We start from the raw sequence: 12320 nt of genomic DNA on the forward strand, positions 1-12320 counted from the left end.
TCTATGCTACAGAATCCTCTTCAGCTTCGTCTTGAGAAGTTAGAACCATGGAAACAGATTACCTTTATGGCGAGCCTGTGTGAACGTATGTACCCAAACTATGCAATGTTTTGTGATAGCACAGAGTTTGCCGAGGCGCGTGTTTATCGTGATGTTTTGGACAGCATTTGGGAGCAGCTTACTGTTAAAACAGCAAAAGTGAACTTTGAGCGTCAGTTGGAAAAGCTAGAAGAGATTATTCCTTCTTCTGAAGATTTTGACTTTTACGGAGTTTACCCTGCAATTGATGCTTGTGTATCTTTGTCGCACCTACTCCATGGCTTGCTAGACCGAGACTACTTGTTTGAAAACATGCACAAAGTAAGTCAGCAATCAGTGATGACGGTTGCTCAACTTGAAGAAGCCCAAACGGGTGAAGAAGTGACGAACGAGAACCAGAAACAAAATGAAGCAGTTTGTGGTGAGTGGGATGTGCAATGGGCCATTTTCCGTCCGTTACGTGAAGCAGAAGAACGTGATATTGACCTGATTAAAGATTTACGTGCAGAACTGCGTGATGAAGGCGTGAGTAATATTGGCGTTAGCTTGTAAAGTGATTCAAAAAATAAAGGGAGCTTCGGCTCCCTTTATTGTATCTATGACTTGCTTTCTTTCGAGTCATCAGCGGTTAGCGGCTTTTCTAGCTCTTCATCATCGTCGTCATCACGATTTTCGATAACACCATGCTTTTCTTTCCACTTCTCCCAGCGGTCAAACGCCAGTTCTTGCATGTCTGTGGTGCGGTCAGCCTCGTCGACAATCTCTTCACCAACTAGGTGCTCAAAGACGTCTTCTAGGGTTAAGATACCTTGAATTGTACCGTACTCATCGACCACCATTGCAAGCTGTAGGCGGTTTGCCATCATCTGCTCAAACGCTTTTGGTAGAGCTATCGTATTAAATAATACGTGTACCGGGCGCATAACCGCACCAAGCTGTTTCTCACCGCTGCCTGCTTGCTGAAGCTTAAATAGCTCTAGGCGGTGGACAAAACCAATGATGTTGTCTTTTGACTGGCTGTAAACCAGCGGGCGTGAAAATGGTGTCTCTTTGTGCTCATTTAAGAACTCATTGATTGTCATCTCAGCATCCACTCGGAACACAACAGGGCGAGGTGTCATTACTTGCGTTACTGGTACATCTTGAATACCTAGTAGGTTATTCAGGATCTTAGATTCACCTTCCGCAAACTCGCCACTTTCTTTTGCCAAAATAGCCATCGCAGAAAGCTCATCACGCATCTTCGGTGCTTCATGACCACGAGCTAGGCGTTTAGTGATCTGCTCTGAGAACCACACGAACGGTGTTAGCGCCCATACCATCCAGCGCAATGTGGTTGCTGCCATAGGGGCAAGCTGACGCCAGTATGTCGCACCAATAGTCTTAGGAACGATTTCAGACAGTACTAGAATGCCCAGTGTTAATACGCCAGAGAATACACCCAGCCACTCACTACCAAATACCACTGCTGCTTGCGCACCGGCTGTTGCGGCACCAATCGTGTGAGCAATTGTATTTAGAGTTAGGATCGAAGCCAGTGGACGGTCGATGTCTGTTTTCAATTTTGCCAACGCGTCTGCCGCAGGGTGACCTTGCTGACGCAGTTGAGCGATATAACTTGGTGAGATACTCAGAAGAACCGCTTCTAAAACGGAGCAGATAAACGATACGCCAATCGCAACAGAGACGTATATAGTTAGCAACAACATAAGTGTCCTATATCAGGTTATACCCACTTCTAATTTTGCATGAAAAGGATGACTTTTCGTGCCTGCGCATTGTCGAAGTGGACATTTTGTATTCGCTTTAAGCCCCGCACTATCAGGCTTTACGAGCTCTAGCTAGTTTATAAATAAGGCCTAAGCAGGTTAAAAACAAGTATTAACTATTCCTGTCAAAGTAACAAATTGTGAGTTAATGCTCAGATTATGGTTAAAAGTACGTCATGAAAGCGAAAGATCGCTTACAAACCTTTGCCAGATGGGGCATTTATGATTTAGAGTGAGTTGAATTCGATAACATATGAGAAGGGAAACCTAATGAACAAGACCCAATTAATCGACTTTATCGCAGAGAAAGCAGATCTATCTAAAGCACAAGCTAAAGCTGCTCTTGAAGCTACTCTTGAAGGTGTGACTGGTGCACTTAAAGAGGGTGACCAGGTTCAACTAATTGGTTTTGGTACATTCAAAGTTAACCACCGTGCAGCACGTACTGGCCGTAACCCTAAAACTGGTGACGAGATCCAAATCGCTGCAGCGAACGTTCCTGCATTCGTAGCGGGTAAAGCACTGAAAGACGCAGTAAAATAATTAAATACTGATTTCAGAGTTTAGCACTCGATATTGTATATAATACGCCAAGGTAGTTTCCCTATCTTGGCGTATATTTGTTTTATGACTATGAAAAAAATTCTTCTTCCTTCACTAATTGCTTCTTTGCTTATTGGCTGCTCATCGAGTGTCTCGACGCCAAACCTTGACCAGTTCTCAAACTATACTGGCGGGCAAACTATGGGTGATGCCACAAGCTTGTACTGGTATACCGAGCGCTTAACGTTTCCTTATACGGCGGCGGATTATGTAGTTGCCGGTGACTATGGCTCATACAAGACCGACTATCGTTGGGATGAAGGAGAGCTACGAGAGCTGATTCGTGAAGGTGAACAGTTAAAAGATGGTGCTTTGGTGCCATATCGTATCCATGTGCGCTTTAACAAAGGTGGAGATGCGGTTTATCAGCAATATCGTCTTGACGGTAAAGTACTACCTCTCAAAGCGGATAAAATTGCTTGGTTGAAGCAAGAAGCTCGCAATATCCCAGATATTAGTAAACAGCAAAGCAGCAATGGAACAAGGCTGATACAAGGCTACTGGGATGGCTCTACGTTTGATACATGCTCAGGTAAAAGCTATGAGCAAGTCGAATTTAATGAGACCTTACCGAGCTTCGTTGTGAACCGCTTGGCTTCAGTAGATAGCTATGCAGCCTTTATCGGTTCAACGCGCAGCAATAAAGTCGTGGTTGAAGAGTTGTTGATGCTGTCTGATGATAGTTATGATTGTATTGAGCGTCCTAGCTTGATTGAAGAGTAACGAACTGCTTCCAGATAAACGAAAGGCGCTCATTGAGCGCCTTTTCTATTTAAGCCAACTGATATTGTCGTTTATTTTTCTTGCTCGCGAGCAATTGCGCGGTAGCCGATGTCGTTGCGGTGGAACATACCATTCCAGCTAACTTGCTTCGCTAGTGCGTATGCTTTTTCTTGTGCTTCAGAAACGCTGTTACCTAGTGCTGTTGCACAAAGAACACGACCGCCGTTAGTTACAACTTCGCCTTCTGCGTTGTTTGCTGTACCCGCATGGAAGATTTTCTGATCTTCAACTTCGCTTGCTGGTAGTGAAATTACATCACCTTTTGCGTAGTCTGCTGGATAACCGCCAGCTGCTAGAACAACGCCGATAGAAGCGCGTGGATCCCATTTAGACTCTGCTTCATCTAGCTTCTCGTCGATAGCCATTAGACATAGCTCAACCAAGTCTGACTCCATACGCATCATGATAGGCTGCGTTTCTGGGTCACCGAAGCGGCAGTTGTACTCGATAACTTTTGGCGTGCCGTCTTTATCGATCATAAGGCCAGCGTATAGGAAACCTGTGTATGGGTGACCTTCCGCGTCCATGCCGCGTACTGTAGGGTAGATAACTTCTTCTAGGATGCGCTCGTGGATTTCTGGAGTAACCACTGGAGCAGGAGAGTAAGCACCCATGCCGCCTGTGTTAGGGCCAGTATCTTTATCGCCTACACGTTTGTGGTCTTGGCTGGTGGCCATCGGTAGAACACTCTGGCCATCAACCATCACGATGAAGCTTGCTTCTTCACCTTCAAGGAATTCTTCGATAACTACGCGGCTACCTGCTTCGCCAAATGCGTTGCCAGCTAGCATGTCTTTGATTGCGTCTTCAGCTTCTTCAAGAGTCATCGCAACGATAACGCCTTTACCTGCTGCAAGGCCGTCCGCTTTGACTACGATTGGCGCGCCTTGCTCACGAACGTAAGCGATAGCTGGCTCAATCTCTGTGAAGTTTGCGTAAGCGCCTGTTGGGATCTTGTGGCGAGCAAGGAAGTCTTTAGTGAACGCCTTTGAACCTTCTAGCTGTGCTGCTGCTTCTGTAGGGCCAAAGATAGGTAGGCCTTCTTCACGGAAAGCATCAACCACACCAATAACGAGTGGCGCTTCAGGACCAACAATTGTTAGTTCGATTTGTTTCTCTTGAGCGAAAGCAACCAGTTCAGAAATTGCTTCAACGCCAATGTTCACGTTCTCAAGCTTCGGCTCAAGTGCAGTACCTGCATTACCAGGTGCAACGAATACTGTTTCTACATTTGGGTTTTGTGCTGCTTTCCAACCTAAAGCGTGCTCACGACCGCCAGCACCAATAATAAGTACGTTCATGTTTTAATCCTTAATTTCAAATATCGGAATATTTAAAAAACAAATTATAAGTTTTACTCAAAGTAGTTGGTGATGTGGCTAGGCAACAATTGAGTCCATCCCCAGGAGCATAGCTCGCTATGTGACTGGGGTGGGCGAAAGCAGTTAACGAAGCCACAGTGCCAAATACGAAGAGGAAATTAGTGGCGGAAGTGACGCATTCCGGTAAAGATCATCGCCATGCCGTGCTCATCAGCTGCAGCGATAACTTCATCATCACGCATAGAACCACCCGGTTGAATCACACATTTAATGCCAGCTTCTGCCGCCGCGTCGATACCGTCACGGAATGGGAAGAACGCATCTGATGCCATTACACAACCTTCAACCTGTAGACCTTCGTCTGCAGCTTTGATGCCTGCGATTTTCGCAGAGTAAACGCGGCTCATTTGGCCTGCGCCCACACCGATTGTCATGTCACCTTTCGAGTAAACAATCGCGTTAGACTTCACGTACTTTGCAACTTTCCAGCAGAATAGGGCATCTTTTAGCTCTTCTGCTGTTGGTTGACGCTTAGAAACCACTTTAAGGTCATCTAGAGTTACCATGCCTTGGTCACGGTCTTGAACCAGTAGGCCGCCGTTAACACGCTTAACATCAAAACCTGTTGTCTTAGTTGTCCACTCGCCACATTCAAGTAGGCGAACGTTCTTCTTAGCCGCTACGATTTCTACCGCTTCAGCTGAAACAGATGGCGCAATGATGACTTCAACGAATTGACGTTCAACGATTGCAGATGCTGTTGCTGCGTCTAGCTCTTGGTTGAACGCGATGATGCCGCCAAATGCTGATGTTGGGTCAGTCTTATATGCGCGGTCGTAAGCTTCTAGGATGTCTTTACCTAGTGCTACACCACATGGATTTGCGTGCTTAACGATGACACATGCTGGCTCGTCAAACTCTTTCACACACTCCAGGGCTGCGTCAGTATCAGCGATGTTGTTGTAAGACAGTGCTTTACCTTGGATTTGGCGAGCAGTAGATACTGATGCTTCTTCAGGGTTTGCTTCAACGTAGAAAGCTGCTGCTTGGTGGCTGTTCTCACCGTAGCGCATGTCTTGCTTCTTCTCGAATTGTTGGTTGAATGTGCGAGGGAACTTAGACTCTTCATCACCTTCTTTGTTCTCACCGTAAGATGGAACCATAGTGCCGAAATAGTTAGCGATCATGCCATCGTAAGAAGCTGTGTGCTCAAATGCTGCGATAGCTAGGTCAAAACGAGTCTCTAGAGTTAGAGATTTCTCGTTTGCATCCATTTCTGCGATAACGCGGTCGTAGTCGTGAGCGTTAACAACGATAGTTACGTCTTTGTGGTTTTTAGCCGCTGAACGAACCATTGTTGGACCACCGATGTCGATGTTCTCTACAGCGTCCGCTAGTGTACAACCTTCTTTTGCTACCGTTTCTGCGAATGGGTATAGGTTTACTACAACCATGTCGATTGGGTTGATACCGTGTGTTTCCATCACTTCATCATCTTGACCACGACGACCCAGAACACCACCGTGTACTTTAGGGTGAAGAGTCTTAACACGACCGTCCATCATTTCTGGGAAACCAGTGTAGTCTGATACTTCAGTTACAGAGATGCCTTTTTCTGCTAGTAGGCGAGCCGTACCACCAGTTGATAGAATATCAACGCCACGGTTAGCTAGAGCTTGTGCAAACTCAACAATACCAGTTTTGTCTGATACGCTGATTAGAGCGCGGCGAATAGGACGAGCGTTAGTCATGCTTCAATTCCTCAAAGTCACAGAGTTAATATGAAAGATAAAGATATTTGCCAAAAGTGAACTTGTTTCTACTTATCTAGGGTTTAGAAGAGCAGAATATTAGCCAGTTTTGGTAAAGACCTTTCCAGTAAATACTGGTGATAAACTAGTCTCTGAGTTTGATGGCGCACATTCTAACTAATTTATTACAAAAAAGCTCGCGCAATCGTTTGGCATCGCAAAAATAATTGCAAAAAGCTTGTCTTTATCGGTAAAAAGTAACGAAACAGTTAATAGGAAAAGTTATGTTTCAGATCGGAGAACTGGCAAAACGCTGTAATGTGACAGCCGATACACTGCGATTTTATGAGAAAAACCAATTGATCAAACCCGCTGGTCGTAGTGATTCAGGCTATCGTCTCTACAATGAAGAGAACCAGAAACAAGTCAGCTTTATTCTAAAAGCGAAAGACTTAGGGTTGAGTCTTGAAGAAATTCGTGAGCTATTGAGTATAAAGCTAGAAGCGACAGAGCATAGTTGTTCTGAAGTGAAAGCAATCACGAGTGCCAAGTTGGATGTGATTGACGAAAAAATCAATGAGTTGACGCGGATACGTACTGCTCTAAAGAAAATTAATGATGCTTGCTGCGGTCATGACAATGATGACGCCAGCCATTGCTCTATTCTCGCGGCATTGGATGATAAGGGTGCGTAGCCCCAATCTGCAACCGACATCTTTTTCCCATTTTTGTCCTTCGTATTCTCCTTACTTCTGGATGTTCTATCTGTCAGAAAATGTGCGGAGCGTTCCTAATTCGGATTAAAAACTTAGGTTCCAATGTTCTCTTACTTCGCTGAACAATAAACAAGACGTTGTTTGTGATTCGTTAGGTTAACGCCTTAACGGCATGAATATGAATGCTTGAGACAAGAATGATTCGATCGTTTTTAGCATTCCGGACAATGTTTACCAGCTTTCAGGATGTATTAATGGAAAAGAAGTTAATTACTTATGCGGTTTCTGCCGCTTTAGGATTGGGACTATTAGGGAGTGCGACTGCAGTCGTTGCAGCAAGTGAGGGGACGCAAGCTTCTGTTCAAACTTTTGTACAAAGGGCAATTATGCCGTCTCGTACAATCCCTGCACTTCAATTCGGAGATGTCCATCGTATCAAACGTAATTTGGGACTGAATTTTGAACTCTCTCCTTTGCAGCCAACTGGGTTCTGGGCGAAAGTCGGAGATCGTCTTGTTGTTGAGCTTAAATCAAGCTCAGGAGTAAGTCCGAAGATTTATATTCATAATCGAAAAGACAGTTCGTATAGCTACACAGGAGCCCAAAGAGTAGCACTACAACCGGGATTGAATACCATTGATGTCACCAAAGATGGCGAAATTTACATTGTGACGAACAACGAATCGGTTGTGAGTGCCAATGTTGAAGTTACGCTGAAAAGTGGTGGACGAGCAATGCCGATGTTTGTTCTAGGCCAGCATTCAGATGGTGATCTACAGCGAATGTTAGATGCGTTTCCGGATGCGCCTCATGTTCATTTCGTCAGTGACAACTTTTTCTCAACAGTTATTCGAGAGAATGCGGTTAAATATACAAATAAACCGACTGAAATGCTGAATACATGGGAAGAGGTAATAAGATTAGGGCGAGAGCAGTATGGTTTGGACGACACGTCAATTTGGCCAAGTGCTGATAGCCAACCACGAGTCCACTTCGTTGACTATACCGATGGGGCAATGTCATATGGCTATATGTTTGCATGGCGCTATCGTCTGGGAGCGTCAAGCAAAGGATCTATTCGTGATGTCATTGATGCTGACAAGTTTAAAAAAAGTTGGGGGCCATGGCATGAATACGGTCACCTTATTCAGATCCCATCAATGACATGGAAAGGTCTTACTGAGGTAACGGTTAACTTAACCTCTTTGTATGTACAACGAGCCTTGGGCAATGAGTCTCGTTTGGAGGCAAGCGGCAACTGGGATCGAGTTATCCCAACTTTAAATACGCAGGGCATCGACTACAACAGCATTGGTAATCTGTTTGATAAAGCAGCTATGTTTTGGCAGCTTGATTTGACTTTTGGCAAAGCGTTTTATCGTAACCTCGGTCAGCGTTATAGAGATTTAGAACCGTCTCATAGACCGACATCAGATTTTGATAAGCAACAAACCTTTATTCGGTATGCGAGCTTGACCAGTGGTTATGACTTAACACCTTTCTTCCAAGCTTGGGGACTATCACCGAGCTCTGACACTCGCTATTGGTTAACCCAGCAGAACTTAGAAGTGTTAGTTGACCCTATCTGGGAGAATAGAGATAGCGATATCAAATACAGTTACGCTATCGGAGAAGGGAGCGATGGTAATACTGACACTGACACTGACACTGACACTGACACTGGGGAAGTAGATAACGGGCAGGTTACTTCGTGTGATGTTTGGCTGCCGGGGACAACTTATGCGGCTGCAGGCAGTGTTGTTGAGTGGAACAATCGCACTTGGGAAAATGGCTGGTGGACTCGTGGTGAAGAGCCAGGAACCACAGGCCAGTGGGGAGTTTGGCGTGAGGTGAGTTCACCAAGTTGTGCTGATAATGAAGGTCAAGACGGTGGTGTAGACAGTAATCAAGCACCTGTCTCGCATATTCAAGCGAGTACGGTGGAATTGACAGGTTCACAGAGCATCAATCTTGACGGCTCAATGTCATATGATGCTGATGGCGATACGTTGAGTCATCATTGGCAACAGGTTTCTCCATACTCTCCAATTGCAAATATTGCCAACCAGGCCAGCTCATCCACGTCAGTGACTTTCCCTGAAGTGAAACAAACGACCCAGTACAAATTTAGTTTGACGGTGAGTGATGGTCGCTTGAGTCATACGTCATATGTGAATATCACCCAGAACGCTGAAGAGCACGGCGATGTGACTTTACCGGATACGGACTCTAAGTGCCCAACATGGGAGGCGGGTAAAACCTACGCGCAACCGAACAACGTGGTTAGTTGGAATGGTGGGCATTGGGTTAACCATTGGTGGACTAAAAATGAGGAGCCCGGCTCTACAGGTCAATGGGGAGTATGGCGACCTGCTGATGCTTCTTCTTGCTAGTCATTGAAAACAATCAAAGCAGAAGTAGTAATGCTTCTGCTTTGATACGGCTGAGCAGTCTCTTAGAGTGTAGGCATTTTAATCGAGAGACTAAGAAGCTTTAAGAATTTTAGCTTTTAACTCAGTGTTGGTTTTGATTTCAGGCAGGTTGTCGTAATACAAGGTCACTTGGTTACGGCCTGTCTGTTTTGAGTAGTACATGGCTTTGTCCGCTTGAACCAATAATTCCCTTACTGAAGAAACTTGGCTGTTGAGCTCTGCAATGCCAATACTGACAGTGGGGTAAATGATATGATCATCGACTCGGCAAGGAGTGGACTCGATGGATTGACGAATCCGCTCTGCAATATCGTAAGCTTGAATGGCGTTGGTATGGGTTAAGACAACGCCGAACTCTTCCCCTCCTAAGCGACCAATATAATCACTCGAACGGATCTGCCCATGACAAATTTGTGCTACTTGCGTGATGACTTCATCTCCCGATAAATGCCCGACTTGATCATTAATCTCTTTAAAGTGGTCAATGTCGATCATTAGACATGAGAGTAGTGATTGAGAGGGTTTGTCGAATTCACACTCTAATCCCTGGATAAAAGCACGACGGTTTAAAATACCGGTCAGCTCATCGGTTTCAGCCAATCTTTTCAGTTCAGCTTCATGAAGGAATGATTGTGTGATCTCTTTGTCTTGCCAGAGTACATATCGTGTACCATTTGAAAGGGTAACCGGCTTAAAAGAGGCTTCAAACCAGCGCTCTTCGACTTCACACCATGATTGTAATGCTTCGATAGACAGGTGCAAAAGTTGATTGGGGCTTAGGGAATAACGAAAGTGGCTACGCTTATCTTTAGCGAGAGTGTACTCAAAAGCAGACTTAAGCTGATGAGAGATAGCACTAGGTGCGAGTTGATAAAACGCTTGCTGAGAGTTGATCTGGAATTCGACACCTGTGTGAGTACTCTCAGAGAAAACGTCGACGATATATCCTTCATCGTTGATAACGATCAGACGTTCTGGCAGCTCATTAAGGAGCAGGCTCAGCCATTCTTCTCTTTGCGTATCAACCATGTAGATGGACCTATCCGTAGACGTAATAGGCCATTATATATCGACTAAAGTAGGGTGCAATCGTAATGGATCACAGTTTGGTGAATGTTTAACCACATGACATTTCTCGTAACAATATTGGTAAGCCGTGCATTCCGATAAATTTAGTATATATAAACAGCGCCAGAATTAGTGCTGTATTCATCTTCATTTATAGCCCCAACAGCTAAATGATCTCCATCAGATGTCAGTGACACTGAGTAGCCAAACTCATCCCCATTACCAGTGTTTGAAGCTTTGATATGATGATTGTGCTGCCAGATGCCGTTCGAGTTTTTGAATATGTAAGCGGCTCCTGACTGATTCGCGTTGCTATCCTTCTCTCCATTTATGCCGGTAAAATCTGAGTTCTCATAAGTAGCACCTACCGCAAGAGCGGAACCATCATGATTGAGGTCGAGTGAAAACCCAAACCGATCAGTTTTCATTTTATTTGGTGCCTGTAAGGTTCCAGTTTCACTCCAAGAGGCACCATCATAAGTGAAGAGGAATATAGTGCCACCGCTATTAGTCTGCATTGTTGACGAAGCAATTGTCCGACCATCCCCACTTAATGTCATGCTAAAACCAGAGTTCAGAGACCTGTTTTTATTCGAGGTGAGTAGTTGAGCTTCGTTGACCCAATTGCCATTGACTTTACGATAGAGATAAATAGCTCCATTGGAGGTGGCATTAGTATTATCGCCAGGACTCGATACAGCGAGTAACTTACCATCATCGCTTAAATTTACCGTGTCGCCAAAGACACCATTACTTTGAACAGGGGTTATTGATAGCTCTTTTTCTAGGGACCAACTGTTCCCGCTTCGCGTGAAAATGTAGCTTTTTCCTTTCCATGAATCCGCGTACTTAGAGCCAATAGCAAGAGTCTCACCATCAGCATCAATGGTGACATTTTCACCGAAGCTATCACCAGAAGTTGGAGTAGGGGCTTTTAAATGTGCTTCTTCAGTCCATGAATAGCCATCAAAGTAATAAACATAAGCAGCTCCTTCAAAACTACTTTCCGCGTCTGCACCGACAACTAAACGACTACCATCGTGATTCAACTCTAGTGCTTTTCCAAAAAAAGCGTCAATTTCAGCACCTGAAGATTTTATGTAGTCGGTTTCTATCCAGCGACCATTGTCATATCGATAGATATAGACAGCGCCAGAGTTTGAACGTATTTCGTTGTGCTTATCACCGTTGACCCCTAAGGCGTCAGAGTCTTCCTCTGGGGCTCCTATGGCAAGAGTTAGACCGTCACCGCTTAGACTTATCCCTGAGCTAAACTTGTCACCATTCGCTAGGTTATTACCTGAGTTAGAAGCTTTTAGATATTGAATAATGTTAGTGACGACGTTGCTTGAAAGTGTTTCTTCATTCGATGACACAGAACCAGCTGCATTTTCATGTATAACAAAGAATTCATGCTCAATCGCTGATAGAGGGCTCAGTGAAGTGACTAATAATGAATTAACATTAAACCCTGTAGCCAAAGGGGTACATTGATCTTCTTTACTAAGTTCTTTTATACAGACTGTATATTTTGAGGAAGACTGGCTGACAACTTCTGAAGTGCTCCAAGTAAATCGTACATCATTTCCTTCTGAACTGATGTCTACGATATTGAAAGCTGCTGGGGGGTGGACTGGTTGACTCAGCTCTAACGTAGAATTAGTGGAGTCGCATCCAATAAGCATCGTGCTAATTAACGCTAGTCTGATAGGTGCTATCTTTCTCATCTTAACAATAAATGGCATTTCATTCTGTATATTGTTAAGGTTATCTAAGACAGGAGCATTACGCAACGGCTAAGTGCTGATTTATTCCATGATAGTTAGTTCTAGAAAGT

The 12320-nt window shown here is 44.6% G+C and carries 10 protein-coding genes; 5 read left to right on the forward strand and 5 right to left on the reverse strand.

Annotated features, from left to right (window positions below):
- Nucleotides 1-3 precede the first annotated feature (3 nt).
- Nucleotides 4-591 carry a YjaG family protein gene (locus tag AAFX28_RS09710; protein ID WP_408687310.1) on the forward strand — a complete coding sequence of 196 codons (588 nt, stop codon included), beginning with the start codon at nucleotides 4-6 and terminating at the stop codon, nucleotides 589-591.
- A gap of 44 nt (nucleotides 592-635) precedes the next feature.
- On the opposite strand, the gene AAFX28_RS09715 is transcribed toward AAFX28_RS09710, so the two are convergent.
- Entirely contained in the window at nucleotides 636-1748 is a 1113-nt protein-coding gene (locus AAFX28_RS09715) for a CNNM domain-containing protein (protein ID WP_408687311.1), read from the reverse strand.
- Between the two features lie 330 nt (nucleotides 1749-2078).
- Here AAFX28_RS09715 and hupA point away from each other — a divergent pair, with 330 nt between their 5' ends.
- Together hupA and AAFX28_RS09725 are read left to right on the forward strand one after the other, a co-directional pair.
- Nucleotides 2079-2351 carry a nucleoid-associated protein HU-alpha gene (hupA, locus tag AAFX28_RS09720; RefSeq protein WP_004410720.1) on the forward strand — a complete coding sequence of 91 codons (273 nt, stop codon included), beginning with the start codon at nucleotides 2079-2081 and terminating at the stop codon, nucleotides 2349-2351.
- A 90-nt stretch (nucleotides 2352-2441) separates the two neighbouring features.
- Complete coding sequence (locus tag AAFX28_RS09725) at nucleotides 2442-3134, forward strand: DUF1481 domain-containing protein (protein WP_408690854.1); 693 nt, start codon at nucleotides 2442-2444, stop codon at nucleotides 3132-3134.
- A 71-nt stretch (nucleotides 3135-3205) separates the two neighbouring features.
- On the opposite strand, the gene purD is transcribed toward AAFX28_RS09725, so the two are convergent.
- A complete protein-coding gene (gene purD, locus AAFX28_RS09730) occupies nucleotides 3206-4495 on the reverse strand; it encodes a phosphoribosylamine--glycine ligase (RefSeq protein ID WP_408687313.1) in 1290 nt (429 codons plus the stop codon).
- Nucleotides 4496-4674: 179 nt separating this feature from the next.
- Nucleotides 4675-6267: a bifunctional phosphoribosylaminoimidazolecarboxamide formyltransferase/IMP cyclohydrolase gene (gene purH, locus AAFX28_RS09735; RefSeq protein ID WP_408687314.1), complete on the reverse strand. Its 1593-nt coding sequence runs from the start codon at nucleotides 6265-6267 to the stop codon at nucleotides 4675-4677.
- Between the two features lie 284 nt (nucleotides 6268-6551).
- Between purH and zntR the strand changes: the two genes are divergently transcribed.
- Both zntR and AAFX28_RS09745 read left to right on the forward strand, forming a co-directional pair.
- On the forward strand, nucleotides 6552-6962 hold the full coding sequence (gene zntR / locus AAFX28_RS09740; protein ID WP_408687316.1) for a Zn(2+)-responsive transcriptional regulator: 411 nt from the start codon (nucleotides 6552-6554) through the stop codon (nucleotides 6960-6962).
- 275 nt (nucleotides 6963-7237) lie between these two features.
- Nucleotides 7238-9376 (forward strand): M60 family metallopeptidase, encoded by a 2139-nt coding sequence (locus tag AAFX28_RS09745; RefSeq protein ID WP_408687317.1) that lies wholly within the window; start codon nucleotides 7238-7240, stop codon nucleotides 9374-9376.
- Between the two features lie 90 nt (nucleotides 9377-9466).
- On the opposite strand, the gene AAFX28_RS09750 is transcribed toward AAFX28_RS09745, so the two are convergent.
- Nucleotides 9467-10444, reverse strand: coding sequence for a GGDEF domain-containing protein (locus AAFX28_RS09750; protein WP_408687319.1), 978 nt, complete (start codon nucleotides 10442-10444; stop codon nucleotides 9467-9469).
- A gap of 143 nt (nucleotides 10445-10587) precedes the next feature.
- Complete coding sequence (locus AAFX28_RS09755) at nucleotides 10588-12168, reverse strand: hypothetical protein (protein WP_408687320.1); 1581 nt, start codon at nucleotides 12166-12168, stop codon at nucleotides 10588-10590.
- Between the last annotated feature and the right edge of the window lie 152 nt (nucleotides 12169-12320).

The organism is Vibrio sp. TBV020, from assembly GCF_046056895.1.
GTDB lineage: Bacteria > Pseudomonadota > Gammaproteobacteria > Enterobacterales > Vibrionaceae > Vibrio.